At 41.5% G+C, this 20,648-nt stretch carries 24 protein-coding genes; 13 read left to right on the forward strand and 11 right to left on the reverse strand.

Annotated features, from left to right (window positions below; all coding sequences use genetic code 11):
* Positions 1 to 23: 23 nt before the first annotated feature.
* The 4 genes from DRF63_RS10170 to DRF63_RS10185 all read left to right on the forward strand — a co-directional run bounded on the left by DRF63_RS10170 (position 24) and on the right by DRF63_RS10185 (position 3,178).
* Positions 24 to 1,265: a paraquat-inducible protein A gene (locus DRF63_RS10170; RefSeq protein WP_043991927.1), complete on the forward strand. Its 1,242-nt coding sequence runs from the start codon at positions 24 to 26 to the stop codon at positions 1,263 to 1,265.
* Positions 1,266 to 1,441: 176 nt separating this feature from the next.
* Complete coding sequence (locus tag DRF63_RS10175) at positions 1,442 to 2,542, forward strand: transglutaminase-like domain-containing protein (RefSeq protein WP_005599510.1); 1,101 nt, start codon at positions 1,442 to 1,444, stop codon at positions 2,540 to 2,542.
* Positions 2,514 to 2,867 (forward strand): mercuric transporter MerT family protein, encoded by a 354-nt coding sequence (locus tag DRF63_RS10180; protein WP_005599511.1) that lies wholly within the window; start codon positions 2,514 to 2,516, stop codon positions 2,865 to 2,867. The genes DRF63_RS10175 and DRF63_RS10180 overlap by 29 nt, the downstream gene beginning before the upstream one ends.
* The gene (locus DRF63_RS10185) at positions 2,864 to 3,178 is read left to right on the forward strand and encodes a heavy-metal-associated domain-containing protein (protein WP_005599512.1); all 315 of its coding nucleotides are present in this window, start codon (positions 2,864 to 2,866) and stop codon (positions 3,176 to 3,178) included. Before DRF63_RS10180 ends, DRF63_RS10185 begins: the two co-directional genes overlap by 4 nt.
* Positions 3,179 to 3,618: 440 nt before the next feature.
* Here the strand turns inward: DRF63_RS10185 and DRF63_RS10190 are convergent, their stop codons facing one another.
* The gene (locus tag DRF63_RS10190) at positions 3,619 to 4,803 is read right to left on the reverse strand and encodes an iron-containing alcohol dehydrogenase (RefSeq protein WP_005599513.1); all 1,185 of its coding nucleotides are present in this window, start codon (positions 4,801 to 4,803) and stop codon (positions 3,619 to 3,621) included.
* A 115-nt stretch (positions 4,804 to 4,918) separates the two neighbouring features.
* Between DRF63_RS10190 and DRF63_RS10195 the strand changes: the two genes are divergently transcribed.
* The 6 genes from DRF63_RS10195 to accC all read left to right on the forward strand — a co-directional run bounded on the left by DRF63_RS10195 (position 4,919) and on the right by accC (position 10,290).
* Positions 4,919 to 5,821, forward strand: a complete 903-nt coding sequence (locus tag DRF63_RS10195) for a LysR family transcriptional regulator (RefSeq protein WP_005599514.1) — start codon at positions 4,919 to 4,921, stop codon at positions 5,819 to 5,821.
* A 203-nt stretch (positions 5,822 to 6,024) separates the two neighbouring features.
* The gene (gene dapD, locus DRF63_RS10200; protein WP_005599515.1) at positions 6,025 to 6,849 is read left to right on the forward strand and encodes a 2,3,4,5-tetrahydropyridine-2,6-dicarboxylate N-succinyltransferase; all 825 of its coding nucleotides are present in this window, start codon (positions 6,025 to 6,027) and stop codon (positions 6,847 to 6,849) included.
* A gap of 64 nt (positions 6,850 to 6,913) precedes the next feature.
* Positions 6,914 to 7,378: a type II 3-dehydroquinate dehydratase gene (aroQ, locus tag DRF63_RS10205; protein WP_005599518.1), complete on the forward strand. Its 465-nt coding sequence runs from the start codon at positions 6,914 to 6,916 to the stop codon at positions 7,376 to 7,378.
* The gene (locus DRF63_RS10210) at positions 7,371 to 8,159 is read left to right on the forward strand and encodes a glycosyltransferase family 32 protein (RefSeq protein WP_005599519.1); all 789 of its coding nucleotides are present in this window, start codon (positions 7,371 to 7,373) and stop codon (positions 8,157 to 8,159) included. The genes aroQ and DRF63_RS10210 overlap by 8 nt, the downstream gene beginning before the upstream one ends.
* 170 nt (positions 8,160 to 8,329) lie before the next feature.
* The gene (gene accB / locus DRF63_RS10215; RefSeq protein ID WP_005599520.1) at positions 8,330 to 8,791 is read left to right on the forward strand and encodes an acetyl-CoA carboxylase biotin carboxyl carrier protein; all 462 of its coding nucleotides are present in this window, start codon (positions 8,330 to 8,332) and stop codon (positions 8,789 to 8,791) included.
* 155 nt (positions 8,792 to 8,946) lie between these two features.
* Complete coding sequence (accC, locus tag DRF63_RS10220) at positions 8,947 to 10,290, forward strand: acetyl-CoA carboxylase biotin carboxylase subunit (RefSeq protein ID WP_005599522.1); 1,344 nt, start codon at positions 8,947 to 8,949, stop codon at positions 10,288 to 10,290.
* 42 nt (positions 10,291 to 10,332) lie between these two features.
* Here the strand turns inward: accC and mobA are convergent, their stop codons facing one another.
* The gene (gene mobA, locus DRF63_RS10225; RefSeq protein WP_005599523.1) at positions 10,333 to 11,424 is read right to left on the reverse strand and encodes a molybdenum cofactor guanylyltransferase MobA; all 1,092 of its coding nucleotides are present in this window, start codon (positions 11,422 to 11,424) and stop codon (positions 10,333 to 10,335) included.
* Positions 11,425 to 11,510: 86 nt separating this feature from the next.
* On the opposite strand from mobA, the gene DRF63_RS10230 reads away from it, so the two are divergent.
* Together DRF63_RS10230 and dsbA are read left to right on the forward strand one after the other, a co-directional pair.
* The gene (locus tag DRF63_RS10230) at positions 11,511 to 11,780 is read left to right on the forward strand and encodes a YihD family protein (protein ID WP_005599524.1); all 270 of its coding nucleotides are present in this window, start codon (positions 11,511 to 11,513) and stop codon (positions 11,778 to 11,780) included.
* Between the two features lie 43 nt (positions 11,781 to 11,823).
* Entirely contained in the window at positions 11,824 to 12,462 is a 639-nt protein-coding gene (gene dsbA / locus DRF63_RS10235; protein WP_005599526.1) for a thiol:disulfide interchange protein DsbA, read from the forward strand.
* A 301-nt stretch (positions 12,463 to 12,763) separates the two neighbouring features.
* Here the strand turns inward: dsbA and DRF63_RS10240 are convergent, their stop codons facing one another.
* From DRF63_RS10240 to DRF63_RS10265, 7 genes are all read right to left on the reverse strand, one after another.
* A complete protein-coding gene (locus DRF63_RS10240; protein WP_005599528.1) occupies positions 12,764 to 13,156 on the reverse strand; it encodes a transposase in 393 nt (130 codons plus the stop codon).
* A complete protein-coding gene (locus DRF63_RS11475) occupies positions 13,140 to 13,445 on the reverse strand; it encodes a transposase-like zinc-binding domain-containing protein (protein ID WP_414973572.1) in 306 nt (101 codons plus the stop codon). Before DRF63_RS11475 ends, DRF63_RS10240 begins: the two co-directional genes overlap by 17 nt.
* Positions 13,446 to 13,632: 187 nt before the next feature.
* Entirely contained in the window at positions 13,633 to 14,556 is a 924-nt protein-coding gene (ftsN, locus tag DRF63_RS10245) for a cell division protein FtsN (RefSeq protein ID WP_005599530.1), read from the reverse strand.
* Between the two features lie 111 nt (positions 14,557 to 14,667).
* The gene (locus DRF63_RS10250) at positions 14,668 to 15,423 is read right to left on the reverse strand and encodes a class I SAM-dependent methyltransferase (RefSeq protein ID WP_005599532.1); all 756 of its coding nucleotides are present in this window, start codon (positions 15,421 to 15,423) and stop codon (positions 14,668 to 14,670) included.
* 17 nt (positions 15,424 to 15,440) lie between these two features.
* Positions 15,441 to 16,109: a M15 family metallopeptidase gene (locus tag DRF63_RS10255; RefSeq protein ID WP_005599534.1), complete on the reverse strand. Its 669-nt coding sequence runs from the start codon at positions 16,107 to 16,109 to the stop codon at positions 15,441 to 15,443.
* A gap of 18 nt (positions 16,110 to 16,127) precedes the next feature.
* Positions 16,128 to 17,261, reverse strand: coding sequence for a succinyl-diaminopimelate desuccinylase (gene dapE, locus DRF63_RS10260; protein ID WP_043991929.1), 1,134 nt, complete (start codon positions 17,259 to 17,261; stop codon positions 16,128 to 16,130).
* A gap of 22 nt (positions 17,262 to 17,283) precedes the next feature.
* Complete coding sequence (locus DRF63_RS10265) at positions 17,284 to 17,634, reverse strand: ArsC family reductase (protein WP_005619049.1); 351 nt, start codon at positions 17,632 to 17,634, stop codon at positions 17,284 to 17,286.
* A gap of 207 nt (positions 17,635 to 17,841) precedes the next feature.
* Here DRF63_RS10265 and DRF63_RS10270 point away from each other — a divergent pair, with 207 nt between their 5' ends.
* On the forward strand, positions 17,842 to 18,552 hold the full coding sequence (locus DRF63_RS10270) for a DUF5358 family protein (RefSeq protein WP_005599542.1): 711 nt from the start codon (positions 17,842 to 17,844) through the stop codon (positions 18,550 to 18,552).
* 50 nt (positions 18,553 to 18,602) lie between these two features.
* On the opposite strand, the gene folP is transcribed toward DRF63_RS10270, so the two are convergent.
* A complete protein-coding gene (gene folP, locus DRF63_RS10275; RefSeq protein WP_005599543.1) occupies positions 18,603 to 19,448 on the reverse strand; it encodes a dihydropteroate synthase in 846 nt (281 codons plus the stop codon).
* A 61-nt stretch (positions 19,449 to 19,509) separates the two neighbouring features.
* A complete protein-coding gene (gene rluC / locus DRF63_RS10280; RefSeq protein ID WP_005620011.1) occupies positions 19,510 to 20,475 on the reverse strand; it encodes a 23S rRNA pseudouridine(955/2504/2580) synthase RluC in 966 nt (321 codons plus the stop codon).
* Positions 20,476 to 20,648 lie beyond the last annotated feature (173 nt).

Below are 20,648 nucleotides of genomic sequence, written 5' to 3' on the forward strand. Positions count from 1 at the left end.
TAATAAAAGTATAGGATAAATAGATGAGAATAAATCAGATTACTTTGCAACGTTGTCCGGAATGCGAAACGGTGGTGAAAATACCGGCGAATATTCCGTTTCAAACGGCGGTTTGCCCGAATTGCCACGATGTTTTACGTCCGGCAAACAGTTGGAGCTTAGGTCGCTGTTCGATTATTGCGATTGCCATTTTAATTTTGTTGCCGTTTGCGCTGACTTTTCCGTTAATGAGTATCGATTTACTCGGTGTACCGATTCATGCCACAGTATGGGGCGGCGTGTGGAAAATGGCGACCGAAGGTTATTCTTATACCGCTTTTATGGTGTTGCTTTGTTCGGTCGTGTTTCCGATTGCTTTTGCATTATTGGTACTTTCCATTCGGTTACAACGTTTATTGGCGCAACGACCGCGTTATACGTTGATTTTTCTAACTAAGATCCAAGAATGGGTGATGTTGGACGTCTATTTGGTCGCGTTGGCGGTGGCGGCGTTTAAAATACGGGATTATGCCGATCTCAGCTTTAGCGTACATTTAAGCGCATTTGTGATTGTGACGATTTTAACCACCTTACTGTTTATTAAAATTAATCCGAAAAGAATGTGGGAAGATTTTTATCCGGAGTACCATACTTTATTAGGCGGTCACCAAGGTAACGTCAGTTTGTGTCCGACCTGCGAATATACATTCGACGAACAAATCGTCGATTTAAAAGGTCGCCGACGTTGCCCTCGCTGCGAAAGCAATTTGGCAATTCCCGATAATGTAAAATTGCAACGTGTGTGGGCGTGTTTATTAGCCGGTGTGGTGATGATGGTTCCGGCGAATCTTTTACCGATTTCCTCCACAGGATTAGCCGGTTCGGTTTCCGCCGATACGCTTTTTTCAGGCGTACTGACTTTTATCAGTTTAGGCAGTTACACGGTTGCCGCCATCGTGTTTATTGCAAGTATCGCCGTGCCGTTCAGTAAAGTGGCGATAATTTTATATTTATTGTTAGCGATTCATTACAAGTGGAAACACCCGATTCATTGGCAGATGAAAGCGTTACATTACGTGCATTTTGTCGGACGTTGGTCAATGCTGGATTTATTTGTCTTGGCATTGATGATGTCGTTATTGGAACGCGGGCAAATTCTTAGTTTCTCGGTCGGTGATGCGGCATTTTTCTTCGGGGCGGCGGTATTTCTAACGATGATTGCCTCAAGTAATTTGGATGCTCGAATGTTGTGGCGAATCCATTATTCCAATGAGAAAAAAGGCTAAAACAAGCGGTCGGATTTTGTTGAATTTTTGCAAATTTTAATGAAATTCTGACCGCTTATTGTTTTTGTAGAAAATTTCTACCAACCTATTCCTTATTGATAGTTTTTAGTCTATGATGCGCAAGTCTCATTCATTCCGAATGAAATATAACAAGTTTGTTTATTTAAGGACCCATCATGAAAAAACTGCTATTAGCCACTTTGCTGGCAAGCTCGGCTGCATTCGCCAACCAAGTTCCAAACCATAACACCACCACTCATACCTACGAATTTAATCAAAATTACGATCTCGTTGTGCCGCAAGGTTCAAAAGGCGAAACCAATTTATGGGTGCCTCTACCGTTCAGTAACGATTATCAAGATGTTAAATCAATTGAATTTGAGGGTAACTACAACAAAGCCTATATCACCGAAAATAACCAATACGGTGCGAAAACATTGTTCGCCAATTGGGATGAAAAAGCGCAAAAACGTTTGTTAAAAGTGAAATTAGTGGTGCAAACCAAAGACCGTGAACCGATGGCGACAGGGGCTTTAAACGGTTATCAGCCGCCGGAAAAAATTATTTATTCGGTGGATGTACAAGAGTATCTCAAACCGACTACTCACATTAAAACTGACGGCATTGTGAAGCAATATGCGGACAAAATTGTCGGCAAAGAAACCAACCCGCTGAAAAAAGCTGAACTGATTCATAAATGGATTGTGGAAAATATGGAACGTGATAATTCCGTATTGGGCTGTGGTGACGGTGATGTGGAAAAAATGCTCACTACCGGCGTGTTAAAAGGCAAATGTACCGATATTAACTCGGTATTTGTTGCTTTAGCCCGTGCTTCCGATATTCCGGCACGTGAAGTATTCGGTATCCGCTTAGGCGCTGCGCCGAAAATGTCAAAATTCTCTAAAACTGCCTTCGGTAGTTCAAAAGACGGGATTGCGAATGAAAATAGCGGGCAGCACTGTCGTGCCGAATTTTATTTAGCCGGCTTCGGTTGGGTACCGGCCGATTCGGCAGACGTAGCAAAAATGCGTTTAGCTGAGAAAAAAGCGGTCAATGATGCCGATACGCAAGCGGTTTCAAAATACTTATTCGGTAACTGGGAAGCAAACTGGATGGGCTTTAACCATGCACGTGATTTTGACTTATATCCACAACCGGAACTAACACCGATTAATAATTTCGGTTATCCGTATGCTGAGGTCGGCGGCGATCCGCTTAATTCGTTTGATGCAAAAGAGTTTGGTTATGAGCTTATCTCAAAAGAACTCAAATAATCGCTTTTTTGCCTCGCTTACCGCTGCGCTGGTCGCGGCGGTAAGTTCTACGTTATGCTGTATCGCACCGCTGGTTTATCTGGTGTTCGGTATTTCTTCGCCGTGGTTGGTTAGCCTTAGCGAATATGAATATTTACAGCTGCCGTTATTATTCGTTTCGCTCGGTGCGTTCGGTTATGGCTTTTGGTTACTGATGTTTTCCAAGAAAATTATCTGTACTAAATATTGTTCTCGCCGAACTTTGATGATTTTGTATTGGATTGCTTTTGCGATTATTCTGTTTTTTCTGAGCTATCCTTTTATTTTGCCTTGGTTATTAGCATGAAAAAATTACTGTTTACTTTGCTTTTTTCTGTCGGAATTTCACCGCTTGTTTATGCCAATGAAGCGGTATCAACCAATAATGTGACAACCGAACAGCAGGCACAAAAAGAAGTAAATTTCTACATTAAAGAAATGACCTGCCAATTATGTATCTATTTGGTTAATAAAGAATTGCGTGCGATTGACGGGGTGATTTCGACCAAAGCGAATATGAAAGAACGCAAAGTCAAAATTATCGCTAATGAGAATGTATCGGTAGAGCAGATGATTAAAGCGATTGAGAAACTCAGTTATACCGCCGAGCAGATTTAGATTTTTACCACAGAGCGTACGGATTTTTTACCACGCACGGCAAGCCGTACGTGGTTAGGATCAGCCTACGGCTGAGTGAGCCACGCTGTGGCTCTGAGGGTTTCTGCGATGTGGTTTATTTTCGATGAATGTACGGACACCCTCGCCCCTCGTGGGAGAGGGACAGATTTTTCTTTGTTTAGAAGAAAAATCAGGGAGAGGGGGTAATCAGTTAAAAAGTCTTATTAGGTTTTTATGCCTATCAACTGTCAAATCTCCCCTGACCCCTCTTTGCTAATGAGGGGGATTTCTTTTAAAAATTAACCAGTTAGGAATTTTTGTTTACCACGCACGAGCCGTACGTGGTTAGGATCAGCCTGTGGCTCTGGTTTTTTTGCGATAAGATTAATTTCGCGTTGTCAGTATATTCCGTAGTGCATTTTTACCACGGAATATACTTATTATGCCTCTTTCGCCGCAGTATAAATTGCGACCATATCCGCTTCATATAAAGTTTTTGCCGCACCGATACTACCTTTTGAGGCGATACTGCATTTTTGTGCCATTTCGGCAATTTGTTCCGTACTTGGATTGATGCCTAGTTCGGTGAGGTTGGTCGGCATATTAATACTGCGGAAGAAATCTTCCATTGCTGTAATACCTTTTAGAGAAGTTTGTTCTGCGGTAGTTTCTGGTGTAACACCCATTACTTGAGTCGCAAAACGTTCAAAGCGAGGTAAAATATCTTGGTAAACATATCTTGCCCAGTGTCCCCACATCGCAGCTAAACCGGCACCGTGAGTGACATCAAACATACCGCTTAGCTCGTGTTCCAACATATGTGTCGCCCAATCGCCGTTACCGCCGCCGCAGCCGGTTAAACCATTGTGCGACAGGCTACCGCACCACATAATTTCTGCTCTGGCTTGGTAATTTTGCGGATCTTTCACTAAGATTTGTGCATTTTTCATCACGGTTTTTAAAATACTTTCCGCAATCGTATCGGTAATTTCCATGGTACTGTTCGGTGTGAAATAACGTTCCATCGTATGCATTAAAATATCTACGTTACCGCTTGCGGTTTGATATGCCGGTAAGGTCGCAGTTAATTCCGGATTTAAAATTGAGAATTTCGGGCGAGATAAGTTATTACTATAACCGCGTTTAATTCCGTCTTCATCTTTAGTAATGACCGAGCTTTCACTCATTTCACTACCGGCGGCTGAAATGGTTAAAACGGTTGCAACCGGCAAACAAGCGGTTGCTTGACGTTTACGGTCATACAGCTCCCAAACATCGCCTTCTTCCGCTACGCCGTAAGCAATCGCTTTTGCCGAGTCGATAACACTACCGCCGCCTACGGCGAGAATAAAATCAACGCCTTCTTGCTTGCATAATTCAATACCTTGATATACCAAAGACAATAACGGATTCGGTACGACACCACCCAATTCAATATAAGCGATACCGGCGTTATCTAATGACGCTTTAATACGATCCAATAAACCGGATTTTTTCGCACTTTGGCTACCGTAATGAATCAACACTTTTTTGCAATGTTGTGCTTGAATTAATTCGCCGACTTGTTGTTCGGTGTTTTTACCGAATACGATTTTGGTCGGAGTAAAGTAATTAAAATTTTGCATATTGGTTTCTCCTCATATCACTATTTATTTAAGCATTCTAAAAAGTGATTTATTCCTATACAATGAATAAATTACGAATAAAGAATTCCTGTTTAAGGAATAAAGTGGGGAGAGTATGCTCGATAAAGTGGAAGCGGTACGTTACTTCTGTATTGCGGCGGAAACATTGCATTTTCGTGAAGCGGCAAACCGTTTGGCGATTTCACCGCAAGTCGTGACGCGTATGATTGCCGAGCTGGAACAGCAATTAGGTGAACCGTTATTTAAACGTAATACCCGTAATATTTCTTTAACCGATTTCGGTAAAGCCTTTTTGGCGGATGCACAGATGTGGCTAAAAGCGACCGAGACTTTGTTCCAAACCGACTTTAAAGAATCTCTACGCGGCACGGTGCGGATCACTTTACCCCGTTTACCGAATAATGATCTGATTTTAGCCGAGTTACTGGAAGCCTTGGCGGATCATCCTCAATTACATATTGACTGGCGACCGGATACCGCATTGTATAACAGCGTAACCAAACAAATTGATATCGGTATTCGGATCAGTATGCAGATGGAACCGCACTTTATTGCCCGAGAAATTTGTACGATTAAAGAACGTATCGTAGTAAGCCCGAAATTGCTGGCAAAATTAGGACGACCGCAAGATCTGAATGATCTGCAAACCCGTTTCCCATTGTGTGTAGAAATTAATCCGCAAACCGGTAAAGCGTGGCATTGGTTTAACACACCGACACAGAGTTTTATCGTAAAAGATCCGTATTTTATGAGTTCGGAAAGTTACAGTAATTTAGCGGTGGTGTTGCAAGGGTTGGCGGTCGGTATGTTGCCCGAGTATCATTATGCATCGCATACCAAAGCGGGAAGATTAACGATTTTATTTCCCGAGTTAGCGATTCCGGACTGGAAACTGTTTATCTATCGTCCGCAGCAAGAAAACACTCCGATACGCGTGCTACACGTATTCAACCTATTGAGTGAGATTTTGCAAAAGCATTACGGAAAGGCGGATTAGACGAACTTTCAATATAGTGCGCCTTAGTTCGCATTTACTAAGATTAAGGGGTATTCAAGCGGTCGGATTTACATAGAATTTTGCAAAAAGTTTTGCCGATTCGACCGATTGCCTTTTTTCTAGTAGCAAAAAACGGCTATTTATGTTAAAAATTGAAGCCGATTTTCTCTCATAATTTCCATTTACATTAAAGGAACACAACAATGTCTTTACAAGCAATTATCGAAGCGGCATTTGAGCGTCGTGCTGAAATCACACCAAAAACAGTTGATGCAGAAACTCGTGCTGCAATCGAAGAAGTTATCGAAGGTTTAGATAGCGGTAAATATCGTGTAGCAGAAAAAATTGACGGTGAGTGGGTAACTCATCAGTGGTTAAAAAAAGCGGTTTTACTTTCATTCCGTATCAATGACAACCAAATTATTGACGGTGCGGAAACCAAATATTACGACAAAGTTGCATTAAAATTTGCCGATTACACCGAAGAACGTTTTGCACAAGAAGGTTTCCGTGTAGTACCGTCTGCAACCGTACGTAAAGGCGCATACATTTCTAAAAACTGCGTATTAATGCCGTCTTATGTAAACATCGGCGCATACGTAGGCGAAGGTACAATGGTGGACACTTGGGCAACCGTAGGTTCATGCGCACAAATCGGTAAAAACGTTCACTTATCAGGCGGCGTAGGTATCGGCGGCGTATTAGAGCCGTTACAAGCAAACCCGACGATTATCGGCGACAACTGCTTTATCGGCGCACGTTCGGAAGTGGTTGAAGGCGTCATCGTAGAAGACGGTTGTGTAATCTCAATGGGCGTATTTATCGGTCAATCAACCCGTATTTATGACCGTGAAACCGGCGAAATCCACTACGGTCGCGTACCGGCGGGTTCTGTGGTTGTTTCCGGTAGCCTTCCGTCAAAATGCGGTAAATACAGCCTATATTGTGCGGTTATCGTGAAAAAAGTTGATGCGAAAACTTTAGGTAAAGTGGGTATCAACGAATTACTTCGTACCATCGAAGAGTAATTAAATCCTTCTGCCCCCTCCTTGCAAAAGAGGGGGATTTTTTTACCGCTTGTAAGGAATCAATATGAAAAAAATTCTTCTGTTAAACGGCCCTAATTTAAATATGTTAGGTAAACGCGAACCGCATATTTACGGCTCGCAGACCCTCTCAGATATTGAACAACACTTACAACAATCGGCACAGGCACAAGGCTACGAATTGGATTATTTTCAAGCGAACGGAGAAGAGTCGCTGATTAATCGTATTCATCAAGCATTTCAAAATACCGACTTCATTATTATTAATCCGGGCGCATTTACCCATACCAGCGTGGCAATTCGTGATGCGTTGTTGGCAGTATCTATTCCGTTTATCGAAGTTCATCTTTCAAATGTACATGCCCGTGAACCTTTTCGCCATCATTCTTATCTAAGTGATGTTGCAAAAGGCGTGATTTGCGGTTTAGGTGCAAAAGGTTACGATTATGCGCTCGACTTCGCAATTTCAGAATTACAAAAAATACAATTAGGAGAAATGATGAATGGCTAATCCGGTGAAATATGAATCGCTGATTGTCGTCTGTAACGGGTTAGAACGCTTGTTCGGGAATATTGTTAAAGTATTAAGTTACCCGTTCCATGCGCTTTTCCCGAAACTTCGTTTTACTATTCCGGAATACAGTCCGGCAAAAATCAAATCGAAACAAAATACCCGAATCACAAAAACGATTTGGCAAACCAATTATTCAAACAAAGTAACATTGCCGGTCTATGCGAATTATCTGTTTAACCGTTTAATGTCGCTAAGTTACGACTATCGCTATGTCAGTACCGAAGAACGTGAAACCTATATTAAAGAAAATGCCGATACGCGTACCTTTAACGCTTACAGTAAGCTCACCGACGGTGCGGCGCAAGCCGATTTTTGGCGAGTGTTTACTTTATTGCAAGAGGGCGGAGTTTATATTGATATCGACGGACATTTAGTTTTTCCTATCTCGCAAATTATTCGGGAAAACGATCAAGAAGTCTTAATTAAACGTCGTGACAAATATACCAATTTCTTTTTAGCTTGCGAGAAAGGTCACCCGATCTTAAAAGATACGTTGGAAATTATTATCAGCAATATCGAAAATCGCCGTATCGAAGGCGGGGTATTTGTAATGACCGGACCGGAAACGTTAAATGTTGCGCTCGGTACGAAAAGTGTCAATACTCGTCGTGATAAAACGACGTGCGCGCAAGGTACTTTTACCAATGAATATTTCCAATATATTGATAAACCTCGTAGTAAATGGAACTATAAAAAGAATGACGAACTCTTAAAATAGTTTCCTTTTAACTGCTACGATGAGTCGCAAATTCCCGATAATTTCGCCAATTTTGCAAGATTTTATTCGCAAAATTGGCGAAATTGGAGTAATCTAGGCAAGATTTTTACTCTGCATAATGTTGTGCGGAGTTTCTCTTTTTTAATTGACTATAAAAACGGAATCTCACTATGGATATTCGCAAAATCAAAAAACTTATCGAATTAGTTGAAGAATCGGGCATTACCGAGTTGGAAGTGTCTGAAGAAGAAGGTACGGTACGTATTAGTCGTGCACAATCGGCTTCGGCGGCGGTACAATACGTTGCGGCACCGCAAGCGGCGGCGGTTGCGCCCGCACCTGCGGCGGCACCTGTTGCACAAGCAGCTCCGGTTGCGGCGGCACCGGCGGAAGTAAGCGGTCACGCAGTGCTTTCACCAATGGTAGGTACCTTCTACCGTAGCCCAAGCCCGGATGCAAAACCGTTTATCGAAGTAGGTCAAACGGTAAATATCGGTGATGCGTTATGTATCGTTGAAGCAATGAAAATGATGAACCGTATCGAATCGGATAAAGCCGGTGTGGTTAAAGCGATTTTAGTAAACGACGGCGAAGCGGTTGAATTCGACCAAAAACTTATCATCATCGAATAATTTATTCAGCACGGAAATGACGGAATACACGGAATATTGTCAGTTGAACAAGCGGTCTGTTTTCTCTCGAATTTTGTAAAAAAATCGACAAAATTAACCGCTTGCAACGGCTTCCGAGTGTTCCGTTCTTTCCTTGGCAAAAGGGGAAAACTCCAATGTTAGAAAAAGTTGTCATTGCAAACCGCGGCGAAATCGCATTACGTATTTTACGTGCATGTAAAGAGCTTGGTATCAAAACGGTTGCGGTTCACTCAACGGCTGACCGTGAATTAAAACACGTGCTTTTAGCGGACGAAACGATTTGTATCGGCCCGGCACCTTCAGTAAAAAGTTACTTAAATATTCCAATGATCATTGCCGCTGCAGAAGTGACTAACGCAGACGCAATCCACCCGGGTTACGGTTTCTTATCTGAAAATGCGGATTTTGCAGAGCAAGTGGAAAACTCAGGCTTTACCTTTATCGGCCCGACTGCTGATGTGATTCGTTTAATGGGTGATAAAGTATCGGCAATCAATGCAATGAAAAAAGCGGGCGTTCCTTGTGTACCGGGTTCTGATGGCCCAGTGGGTAACGATCCGGTAAAAAACAAAGAAATTGCAAAACGTATCGGTTATCCGGTTATTATTAAGGCGTCCGGCGGCGGCGGCGGTCGTGGTATGCGTGTGGTATACAACGAGAAAGATCTCGAAGAATCTATCGCAATGACCAAAGCGGAAGCGAAAGCGGCATTTAATAACGATATGGTGTACATGGAAAAATATTTAGAAAATCCACGCCATATTGAAATCCAAGTTTTAGCGGATACACACGGTAATGCGGTTTATTTAGCGGAACGTGACTGTTCAATGCAACGCCGTCACCAAAAAGTGGTGGAAGAAGCACCAGCACCGGGTATTACCCCTGAATTACGTAAATTCATCGGTGAGCGTTGTGCGAATGCGTGTCGTGAAATCGGCTATCGTGGTGCGGGTACATTCGAATTCTTATTTGAAAACGGCGAATTCTATTTCATCGAAATGAATACCCGTTTACAAGTAGAGCATCCGGTTACGGAAATGATCACCGGTGTGGACTTAGTAAAAGAGCAATTACGTGTAGCGGCAGGTCTTCCGATTTCAATCAAACAAGAAGACATCAAAGTGAAAGGTCACGCAATGGAATGCCGTATCAATGCAGAAGATCCGAATACCTTCTTACCTTCACCGGGTAAAATCACGCGTTTACACGTGCCGGGCGGTTTAGGGGTACGTTGGGATTCTCACATTTATAACGGTTATACCGTACCACCGCATTACGATTCAATGATCGGTAAATTGATTACTTTTGCAGAAGATCGTGATATTGCGATCCGCCGTATGCAAAATGCCTTATCAGAAACAATTGTGGAAGGTATCAAAACCAATATTCCATTACACAATCTGATTATGGAAGACGAGAACTTCCGTCAAGGTGGTACTAATATCCACTACCTCGAGAAAAAGCTCGGTCTTAAATAAGCAACAAACGGTAAGATTTACTGAAAATCTTACCGCTTTCTTTTAGCTTTTAAGCCATTGTCGAATAAAATCCGCAATCTGTTCAATGTCATTAATATCTAAGCTATTATCTCGAGCGAGCGGATAATCGGTCGCTGTCGCAATCGTCCACTCATCCGGCTCCGGTAACGGCTTTTCAATTGCTTGGCGATGTAGCTGAATCTTGGCAATCGGTTCGTGTTTAAAGCCTTCCACCAAAATCAAATCTACGGTTTCAGGATCAAATTTTGCAATTAATTGCTGAAAATCGACCGCTTGTGTTGGTGTTTCGGTCATTAATGCCCATCGTTCCTCACAGACAACCATAGTCGGATTCGCACCTGCTACACGCAAGCGGTGGCTATCTTTGCCCGGTTTATCTACTTCGACATTGTGATGCGAATGTTTAATTAGCCCGACTTTAATCTGACAAGCGGTCAATTTTGGAATTAATTTTTCCAATAAGGTAGTTTTGCCGGTGCCGCTATAACCGGTAATGCCCAATAATTTTGGCGTGTTGGTAGCCGTTAAACTCACATTTTCCAAATCGGCAAAGGTATTCATATTTTGAAAAGCAGCTTTTTGCTCGGAGAAATCTACCGCAACACTTTTTTGCGTTTGAAAAAATTGGAATAAACGACGCTCACCGTTTGCCAGATAGTGACGAAGCGATTCAGCTACCGAACGATGAATCAAGGCAACGGTAGGATGCGCTCGCTCACCGTCATGCACATAAGCAATTTGAGCTTGATTAATCGCTAATGCAACCGACAGTTTTTTCACTAAATTATTTGGTAAGAACGGCGTATCACACGGGACGAATAACAGGTATTTGCTGTTAATCTTTTCAAAGGCGGACAACATTCCGCTCAAAGGGCCTTGGAAATCGCTTAAACTATCACAATAAAAAGGCAATTGAGGGAAATGTGTTTGATATTCTGCCTGCGAACGGTTGATATTTAAATGAATCCGAGCGATCTGCGGGATAAGACGCTCTACAATATGCGCAATCAGCGGTTTGCCCTGTAAGAGCTGTAAGCCTTTTTCCGCCCCATTCATACGGCGAGCAAGTCCACCGGATAAAATTACTGCGGCAATTTGATCTATTTGTAGCATTTTTAGGTCCAAGTTTTTTGCAAAAGTGTAGCTAAAAGTATATGATTCGGAACACTTTTCAACAAGAATTTTTAAGGAAGCAAAGTATGAAATGCAAACGTTTAGAAGAATTACTTGAGTTATTGGGCGAACATTGGCGTAAAAACCCAGATTTACATCTGATGGATATTTTACAACAACTTTCGATTGAAGTCGGAGAGCCGGATAACTATGCGGCATTACGTGATGAAGTGTTAATTTACCAATTAAAAATGCGTAATGCGGATAAACACGAGCCGATTCCCGGCATTAAAAAAGATTATGAAGAAGATTTCAAAACGGCACTGTTACGTGCTCGCGGAATTTTAAACGATTAGTTGAGTCTAACAGGCACATTTATTTTTTATTCGAGGAACAATAATGAAAAAATTGGCATTAAAATCAGTTTTAGTCGCACTTTCTACATTTTTTGCAGTTAATTCAACCGCAATAGCGGCAGATCCGGTCGAGGGTAAAGAATATACTCAAGTTCGTCAAGCACCGTCGGCACAAAAAGAGGTGGTAGAGTTTTTCTCATTCTATTGCCCGCACTGCTATGATTTCGAATTAACTTATAAAATTCCAAGCCAAATTAAACAAGCATTACCGAAAGATGCAAAATTAGTTCAATATCATGTGAATTTCTTAGGTCGTCAGTCTGAGAATTTAACTCGTGCATGGGCATTGGCGATGGCGTTAGGTGTGGAAGATAAAGTAAAAACCGCACTCTTTGAAGCGGCGCAAAAAGATGCAATGAAATCAATGGACGATATTAAAGCGGTATTTACTGCAAACGGCGTAAGTGCAGCGGATTTTGATAATGGCATTAATAGCTTTGCGGTAAATGGTTTGGTAAACAAACAAGTACAATTAGCAGAAGATTTTAAAATTCGCGGCGTACCGGCGTTTTTCATAAACGGACAGTACCAAATCAATTTGGAAGGCTTTGCCGATTCCGCATCAACCAACGAATTTGTGAAACGTTATGTAGAAGCGGTGACTTTTTTAATTAAAAAGTAAATTAAGGGCATAGTAGACAAAATGGTTGCTATTTTTTGAAAAACTATGCCAAGTGGACAAAGTGGTGGCTAAATAGTATTTTTTATTTTATTTAGCCACTCTTTTTATTTAAAAAATCCTTTATAAACATAACATTATGTGACTTACTTAATCCATTATGATTATTTAATTTCCGCTTCAGTTCACTAAATAATCCTTCCAGTCTATTTGTCGTCTTTTCAATATTTAATTCCGGGTATTTTTCATAAGTAAAAATATAATCCATATAACGTTTAATACTCGCATAAGCACTTCTCACATTTCAATGTTTATAGGGAAAATAACCCTGCTCATTTTGTTTATCTGACCGCTCATTTAAAAAATCCTGATGTTTTAGTTTCCAATTATAAAAACGTAAATAAAATTCATTTTTTGAGCTGCTTTTTAATGTTTTGACTATCGTTTTTAATTCTCTCCCAGCGTGGGATTGATGTTTTTTTCTCAATGCTCTCATCACGATTGCCACTAAATGAAACTGACACATTTGCGTAGACGTATCCAGTAAATCTTTCAATAAGCCTCGTCTGCCATCGCAGGTAATAGATTGAATCATATAGCCTTTTTCTCTTAATCGATTAATGGCTATTTTGTAATAAACATCTTTCTCTGTCCTGACAATTTGATGATAAACCACTTTTTTAGCGTGTGAATCCATCAAGACTAATACGCCAAATTCTCGACTGAAAAAAAGTAGTATCCATAATGAGGTTTAAATAAAGAGAAGTAGGCGGTTTTAATTTCGTTTTAGGCGCTTTTTCAATATATCTTTGAATGGTTCGTACTGAACATTGATATTTAATGGCAAGTGCTTTATAAGTTTGTTTTCCTTGCGAATAATCAAACCAAATATCGGTAGCATTTAATTTTTGTTGGTAGGTAAATGTTTTATGACAAATATTACATTTATAACGTTGGATATGATTTCGAATACCATGTTTTTTGATATTCGAATAATGGCAAAAGGTACAGTTTTTTGTTCATATTTCAAAAAAGTGGGTTAAAGCCTTGCACTATAAGGCTTTAACCCACTTTTTAGCAACCATTTTGTCTACTATACCAAATTAAGTCTCTTAAAGAAAAGGCTCGATCATTATGATTCGAGCCTTTTTGCTTATTATGCGTAATGTAATTTTACATCGAAATAATTACACATTCCGCCACACTGCGAGCGTTTGATTGTGCGTTAGAAGCGGCGGCTCTATCGCCTACCGGCCCTACAAACACACGATTCCAATCGGCACTTGAGCTGATACGTGCATTAAAGCCTGCCATCGCTAAACGAGCCTGCATATTTTCGGCTTGCGCTTTATTTTTGAAAGCACCGCATTGTAAACCGAATCTGCCCGCTTGAGCGGCAGGTTTATCCGACGGTTTCGCTGCGCTCGCAACGATTTTAGCCTGTTCCGCTTTTTTCGCTTTTTCAGCCGCTAATTTTGCTTGTTGTTCCGCACTAGCAGCGGTTTCTACCGGTTTTGCCGTTTCAACCGGAACTTGATTTTGTTTGGCAAGTTCTTGCTGTTTTTTCAATTCGGCTTGTTTACGTTTTTCTTCCGCTAATTTTGCCGCCTTTTGCTCGGCGGCTTTTTTAGCGGCCAATTCTTCAGGTGTTAAGGCAACCACTGCGGGTTGTTGCTCCGCCGGTACCGTCGCATCCGTTTGCGTTTCCGCCGTAGTCGTTTCGGTTTGCGCTTTTTCCGCTGCTAAACGTGCAGCTTCTTCCTGCTTGAGTTTTGCTTCAAGTTGCTGTTTTTGCTCTGCGGAAAGTTGTGCCAATTTTTCTTGTGATTTTTGACTGTTATCGGTCAATACTTCACGGGTTTCCAAGTCACGGATGTAGCTGTAAACTTCTTCCGGACGACTTGGTAATGCAGGACCTTGAGGCGGCGTAACTTGGTTTTGCTGGACGGTCGGAATTGCCGGTGCGGGCGCATTTTCTTTTAACACCCATAGTCCGATTCCGCCGGCTAAAAGTAAGAAGATAATAATCCCTAAAATAAGCGATTTATTGATACCCTTTTTTTTGTTAGAACGGGCTGCATAATCACGTTGTGGCACGATAACACCTTATCTTGTTAGATCTAAAAAAATGAAAGATAGTAATCCTACTAAAAAAACAACAATTTGCCTAGAAGTTCATAGGACAAGCGATCTGATTTTGTTAAAAATTTACGCAGATTTTAAATGAGAAAGATAAATGTCAAAGCGGTGATTTTTTGTCGTTTGTGAAAAATCGGGCTTTTGCTCCGCTAAAAAAGGTGCGTAATCCGGGCGTTTTACCACCACTCTTTTACGAGCAAGTGCTTTTGCCGGTATAAAGAAATTATCCGAATCCAAATCCGCACCGACTAAATGTTGGAATACTCGCATTTCTTTTTTTACTAACGCACTCTTTTGTTTATGCGGATACATCGGGTCGAGATAAACCACATCGGCGGCTTGCTGTGCTACGTCCAGTAACGAGATGTCACGTACATCGGCTAAAATCATTCGTTCTTGCATAAATGCGCCGATTTCCGGATCGGCATAGGCTCTTACCAACCCGTCTTCCAATAACGCCGCTACAATCGGGTTGCGTTCGACTAATAACACTTTACAGCCGACAGAAGCCAATACAAAAGCATCTCTGCCGAGTCCTGCGGTCGCATCGATAATTGTTGGTAAATAATCGCCTTTGATCCCCACCGCTTTTGCTACCGCTTCACTACGACCGCCACCGAATTTACGGCGGTGTGCCATAGTACCATCGACAAAATTCACGGCAATTGCACCGAGTTTCGGTTCGTCCAGTTTACGTAGTTCTAAACGCTCGTCGGTTAAAACTAGCGCAAGAATAGCGGATCGGTCGTGAACCAGTCGCCATTTGTCACAAATTTGCTGAAATTTCTCGGTATTCGAAGATTCGTTGATAAGTTGAATTGTCATTATGTTAATTGTAAAAATTAGCTAAATAGCCGGTTAAAATGTTCGAGTAAGCAGGCTTTGCCGGCAAGGGGTTCATTTTGCCACGATTTTTGCAAAATCTGGTAATTGAATTGCTTTTCATATTCGGCGGAAATCGGACGATAGCTGATATGCCAAGGCTCATAACCGACTTTCGCATTATGAATACCATCAAAAGGGAAATAGAAACCAAAGCGTTCGGCATTATGATGTAGCCATTCGGCTAATGGTGCAAAATAACCGCCGGTTTGATATTCCCAAGGCTCAAGCTGTAAATGTTGCCCTTCCGGTAGCAAATCGGGATCAAAAATATCAATTTCCGTCCCCCAATGATGACGGCTTGAACCAGGTACTGCCGACCAGCGCATCATCGCTTGAATTTTCTGTAAATCGTCCAATTTAGCCATATCAATCGCACAGCCGTTATCATCATGTACCTTACGCTCACCGTTAAATTTTGCATTCCAAATCAACATTTGGCGATCAAAATCACGATAAGTGCTGGCGGGCTGTAAATTAAAACCGGCTGCTTTTGCCGCCTGCTGCAATGTAAGAAAAGCATCAACCGCCTCAGCTTGCAAAAAGTGTTTATCCGATAACGGATTCGGCAACGGCACAAGGTGTTCACGTGTTTTGCCGGTGAGAATTTGTTCGAGGTTTGCGATCATTTTAATATTTCCTCGGTATTAACTTTTAAGTAAACGTTCGAGGATGTGATAGTACACTTCTCCGCATTTACCAAGGTCTTCTACGCTGACACATTCATTCACTTTATGAATAGTCGCGTTTAACGGCCCGAACTCGACCACTTCCGCACCCATTAATGCGATAAAGCGACCGTCTGAAGTCCCTCCGCTCGTATCTAAGCGAGGGGTAATTTTTGTGACGTTTTCGACCGCCTGTACCGTCGCTTTAACCAATTCTCCATTACCGGCTAAAAACGGCTGACCGGATAAATTCCAACTAATACGGTGTTTTAGCTGATGTTTAGCTAACATTTCCGCCACTTTGTTTTTGATAATTTCATCGGTCACTTCGGTGCAATAGCGTAAGTTAAATTGCACGTATAATTCGCCCGGAATAACATTATTACTGCCTGTTCCCGCTTTAATATTAGCGATTTGCAAACTGGTCGGTGGGAAAAATTCATTGCCGTTATCCCATTGATAAGTAGTTAATTCGGTTAAGAAATTCAATGAAGTATGTACCGGATTTTCAGCTAAATGCGGATAAGCGACATGACCTTGCACACCTTCAATATAAAGTTCACCGGTAATTGAGCCTCGTCTGCCGTTTTTAATCACATCGCCTAACACTTTGCCGCTAGAAGGTTCGCCTACAACGGCATAATGGACTGCTTCTTGACGAGCCATTAGTGTTTCAACGACTTTTACCGTACCGTCTTTGGCAGCTGCTTCTTCATCAGAAGTGATCAATAGGGCAATTTTACCTTTATGATTCGGATTATTTTTGACAAAAGTTTCGGCAGCAATCACTAATGCGGCAAGAGAACCTTTCATATCCGCCGCACCACGCCCATAAAGTGTACCGTCCACAATTTCTGCGGAAAACGGTGGATATTGCCACTGTGTTTCATCGCCAACCGGTACGACATCGGTATGTCCGGCAAATACCACACAAGGATCTTGCGTACCGTGAGTTGCCCATAAATTTAGCGTATCGCCGAAAGGCAACCATTCGAGTGTAAAGCCTAATTGCGCCAAGCGTTCTGCAATCACTTGTTGGCAACCTTGATCAGCCGGGCTAACGGACGGACGGCGAATTAAATCCTGCGCAAGATTGATAATGTTGTGTTTCATATATTTATTTTCCAAAATCAGGTTATTTACCGAATGCTTGTTCGTATTGTTTGGCATCAAAGCCGATTAGCGCAATACCGTCTTGTAAAATAATAGGACGTTTAATTAAGGTCGGCTGGTCTTGTAATACTTTTAATGCCGTTGCACGATCCAGATTATTTTTAACCGCTTCATCTAAATTACGCCACGTAGTCGAGCGTTTATTAACCAGACTTTCCCAGCCGAAAGCGGTTTCGGCATGCTGCAAGAAATCAACGGATAGCCCGTCTATTCGGTAGTCATGAAGTTGGTGAGATATATTGTTATCTGTAAGCCATTTAAGTGCTTTTTTTACGGTATCGCAATTTTTAATACCATATACGCGGATTGTCATAGATTGTATCCTTGATTAATAAATAGAAAAGATTACTTTAGTGTTTTTTTTCTATCGAAACAAGCATTGTTCATAAAAGTGCTATATACTTTAGTCTATTATTTGGTGGGTTATTAGCCAAATAATGTTTATTAATTAGAAAAATTTATAATCGATAGCCGTGTTTATTTGTATAATTTACGGAATATTTTTTTAGGTATTACTTAAATGAAAAAACTTACTTTTAAAAGTATAACATTAGCCTTAACGTTGATGTTGGCGGCCTGCGGCAGTCATAAGGATACGAATGTATCCGGCTTATCCGAGCCGGAGTATAAAATCTCGGATGCGGATATGAATAAGTGGATCATTGAAAAAAATAAAGTGGAGCAGTGCTTATTCCCTAGAAAAGGATCCGCTAAAAATTCCAAATTGTCGGAGTCTAATCGTTTTGTTTATCAAATGGCGGCTTACAATAGAACCCTTAGTCAGATTATTGGCGAAGACGATTATCAAACGCTGATGCAAGACCCTGCATCTCAGCAATATTTAGCGGAAAGACTGGCGAAGTTAGGTCATTCTAAAAGTGTAAAAATTGAGAAGAAATGGTGTAACGAGCTGAGAGCGGATTACCAAAAATTTAATAAGGCAACGAAAACGGCAAAGTCCGCCGCAAAGAAAGCTACAGGGAAGTCTAAACAAGCTAAAAAGACGGTAAATAAAAAATCACAGAAAGTAGCGAGAAAAGAGGCGGAAGAAAAAGACATACCGTATATCGGCGATATTAATGAAAAGGTGCAAGATACTTCCAGTATGAAAGCCTCTGCACGAGGCAGGGCGAATACGGCGGAAGATAATTCCTATCAAGAACCGAAAGCACCGAACGGTCGCATTAAAGTCAATTGGGATCCGGTAAAAAACGAAGTATATTCTTACTAAATACGCAACAAAAAAGAGATGTGAATATTAACTCATATCTCTTTTTTTATTTATTCGCATTCTGCTACCGCTTGCCATACTTTCAGCATATCGGCGGTTTCCGCCACATCATGCACGCGAATAATTTTCGCCCCGTTTTGCACCGCAATCAAGGCACCGACAACCGACGCCGTTACACGTTGTTCAACTGTTTTACCGGTGACTGCACCAAGCATCGACTTACGAGATAAACCGGCAAGTACCGGAAAACCGGCATCCGAAAAGGCTTTCAAATGTTTAAGTAGTGTAAAGTTATGCTGTACACTTTTACCAAAACCAAAGCCGGGATCGAGGATAATATGTTCTTTAGGAATCCCTGCGGTGATACATTCAAAAATGCGTTGATTGAGAAAATCCGCGACTTCTTCCAATACATCATCATACTCAGGTTTTTGCTGCATATTCTGCGGATTACCTTGCATATGCATTAAACAGATCGGCAGACCTAATTCTACAGCTGTGTCTAGCGCATTCGGCTCGGTTAAGGCTCGAATATCATTCAGAATATCCGCTCCTGCAATAGCGGATTGTTTAAATACTTCCGCTTTTGAACTGTCGATTGAAATCAAACAATCAAAGCGTTTACGTACTGCTTCGACTAATGGTACGACACGTTCCAACTCTTGTTCCAGTGTCACCAGTTCCGCATTAGGACGGGTCGATTCACCGCCGATATCAATAATATCCGCTCCCTCATTTAACATTTTTTCCACTTGGAATAACGCTTTATCCAAGCTAAAAAACTTACCGGAATCGGAAAAAGAATCAGGGGTAAAGTTTAAAATCCCCATAATTTGCGGCTGAGTTAAATCTAACAAGCGGTCTTTTTTTTGATAATTTTTGAAATGAATTTGCATTACCGTATTCCTTTCGCTTAGCACGGCTGTACCGTACTAGATGATGTATATAAATTAATCCCTAGGCTTGAGATGTTCTCAACTTTGCTAACACACCTTTTAAGGTTTTATCCAACGGAGCGGTAATCAGCATTTCTTCGCCGGTTTTCGGGTGTTCGAAACGGATTGAATACGCGTGTAAAAATAAACGCTGTAAACCGGCCGCTTTCATTTTACTGTCAAATTCCGCTTCGCCGTATTTGTCGTCTAACGCAATCGGATGTCCGGCATATTGAGTATGCACACGAATTTGGTGCGTTCGACCGGTTACCGGCGAGGCTTTTACCAAAGTCGCATTCGCATAACGCTCTTCAATGCTAAAGCGAGTTTCTGAAGGTTTGCCCTCTTCGCTCACTCGCACAATGCGCTCACCACTTGCCAATTCGTTTTTTAGCAACGGAGCTTTAATCACTTTGGTGTGAGCTTGCCACTGACCACGTACTAATGCCAAGTAATCTTTTTGCACCACTTTTTCCCGCAACTGTTCGTGTAGGCTACGCAACGCCGAGCGTTTTTTTGCCACCAATAAAATACCGGAAGTGTCGCGGTCAATACGGTGAACCAGCTCTAAAAAACGGGCTTGTGGACGTAACGCTCTTAACGCTTCAATCACACCAAAACTCAAGCCGCTTCCGCCGTGTACCGCAATGCCGGACGGCTTATTAATAACCAACATCACCTCATCTTCATACAGAATTTGATCTTCCAGCTCTGCCACTTTATTCAATTTGGTTGAAATTGGGGCTTCATTCTTCTCCGCTACACGCACCGGTGGTACACGCACCACGTCATCAGGCTGAAGTTTATATTCAGGCTTGATTCGCCCTTTATTTACCCGTACTTCGCCTTTACGCACAATACGGTAAATCAAACTTTTCGGCACACCTTTAAGTTTGGCTAATAAAAAATTATCTAAACGCTGCCCGGCCTCATCTTCACTGATGGTAAAAAATTGAACGCTGGCACTAATTACTTTTTCTGTTGTCATTTTTGCTTTCTTCATAAAAAAATCATACAAATTCTATCATACCCCTGCCAATTAGAAGACTACAAGCGGTTAAATTTCCCTAATAATTTGCAATATTTCATAGAAATTAAATTTCTTACCTATAACCCACTCAAATAACCATAAAAAAATCATTGAATTATTCTGCTTCCACT

Source organism: Actinobacillus pleuropneumoniae (assembly GCF_003290385.1).
Classification (GTDB): Bacteria; Pseudomonadota; Gammaproteobacteria; order Enterobacterales; family Pasteurellaceae; genus Actinobacillus; species Actinobacillus lignieresii.

Excerpts from the sequence above, each read along its gene's own strand:
- DRF63_RS10175 (WP_005599510.1), top strand. The coding sequence starts at position 1,442 with ATGAAAAAACTGCTATTAGCCACTTTGCTGGCAAGCTCGGCTGCATTC.
- DRF63_RS10240 (WP_005599528.1), bottom strand. The coding sequence starts at position 13,156 with ATGGATTCACACGCTAAAAAAGTGGTTTATCATCAAATTGTCAGGACA.
- DRF63_RS10180 (WP_005599511.1), top strand. The coding sequence starts at position 2,514 with ATGAGCTTATCTCAAAAGAACTCAAATAATCGCTTTTTTGCCTCGCTT.
- DRF63_RS10170 (WP_043991927.1), top strand. The coding sequence starts at position 24 with ATGAGAATAAATCAGATTACTTTGCAACGTTGTCCGGAATGCGAAACG.
- DRF63_RS10185 (WP_005599512.1), top strand. The coding sequence starts at position 2,864 with ATGAAAAAATTACTGTTTACTTTGCTTTTTTCTGTCGGAATTTCACCG.
- DRF63_RS10230 (WP_005599524.1), top strand. The coding sequence starts at position 11,511 with ATGAAATGCAAACGTTTAGAAGAATTACTTGAGTTATTGGGCGAACAT.
- dapD (WP_005599515.1), top strand. The coding sequence starts at position 6,025 with ATGTCTTTACAAGCAATTATCGAAGCGGCATTTGAGCGTCGTGCTGAA.
- DRF63_RS10270 (WP_005599542.1), top strand. The coding sequence starts at position 17,842 with ATGAAAAAACTTACTTTTAAAAGTATAACATTAGCCTTAACGTTGATG.
- rluC (WP_005620011.1), bottom strand. The coding sequence starts at position 20,475 with ATGACAACAGAAAAAGTAATTAGTGCCAGCGTTCAATTTTTTACCATC.
- aroQ (WP_005599518.1), top strand. The coding sequence starts at position 6,914 with ATGAAAAAAATTCTTCTGTTAAACGGCCCTAATTTAAATATGTTAGGT.
- accC (WP_005599522.1), top strand. The coding sequence starts at position 8,947 with ATGTTAGAAAAAGTTGTCATTGCAAACCGCGGCGAAATCGCATTACGT.
- DRF63_RS10195 (WP_005599514.1), top strand. The coding sequence starts at position 4,919 with ATGCTCGATAAAGTGGAAGCGGTACGTTACTTCTGTATTGCGGCGGAA.
- DRF63_RS10255 (WP_005599534.1), bottom strand. The coding sequence starts at position 16,109 with ATGATCGCAAACCTCGAACAAATTCTCACCGGCAAAACACGTGAACAC.
- DRF63_RS10250 (WP_005599532.1), bottom strand. The coding sequence starts at position 15,423 with ATGACAATTCAACTTATCAACGAATCTTCGAATACCGAGAAATTTCAG.
- DRF63_RS10210 (WP_005599519.1), top strand. The coding sequence starts at position 7,371 with ATGGCTAATCCGGTGAAATATGAATCGCTGATTGTCGTCTGTAACGGG.
- accB (WP_005599520.1), top strand. The coding sequence starts at position 8,330 with ATGGATATTCGCAAAATCAAAAAACTTATCGAATTAGTTGAAGAATCG.
- dapE (WP_043991929.1), bottom strand. The coding sequence starts at position 17,261 with ATGAAACACAACATTATCAATCTTGCGCAGGATTTAATTCGCCGTCCG.
- mobA (WP_005599523.1), bottom strand. The coding sequence starts at position 11,424 with ATGCTACAAATAGATCAAATTGCCGCAGTAATTTTATCCGGTGGACTT.
- DRF63_RS10265 (WP_005619049.1), bottom strand. The coding sequence starts at position 17,634 with ATGACAATCCGCGTATATGGTATTAAAAATTGCGATACCGTAAAAAAA.
- dsbA (WP_005599526.1), top strand. The coding sequence starts at position 11,824 with ATGAAAAAATTGGCATTAAAATCAGTTTTAGTCGCACTTTCTACATTT.
- folP (WP_005599543.1), bottom strand. The coding sequence starts at position 19,448 with ATGCAAATTCATTTCAAAAATTATCAAAAAAAAGACCGCTTGTTAGAT.
- DRF63_RS10190 (WP_005599513.1), bottom strand. The coding sequence starts at position 4,803 with ATGCAAAATTTTAATTACTTTACTCCGACCAAAATCGTATTCGGTAAA.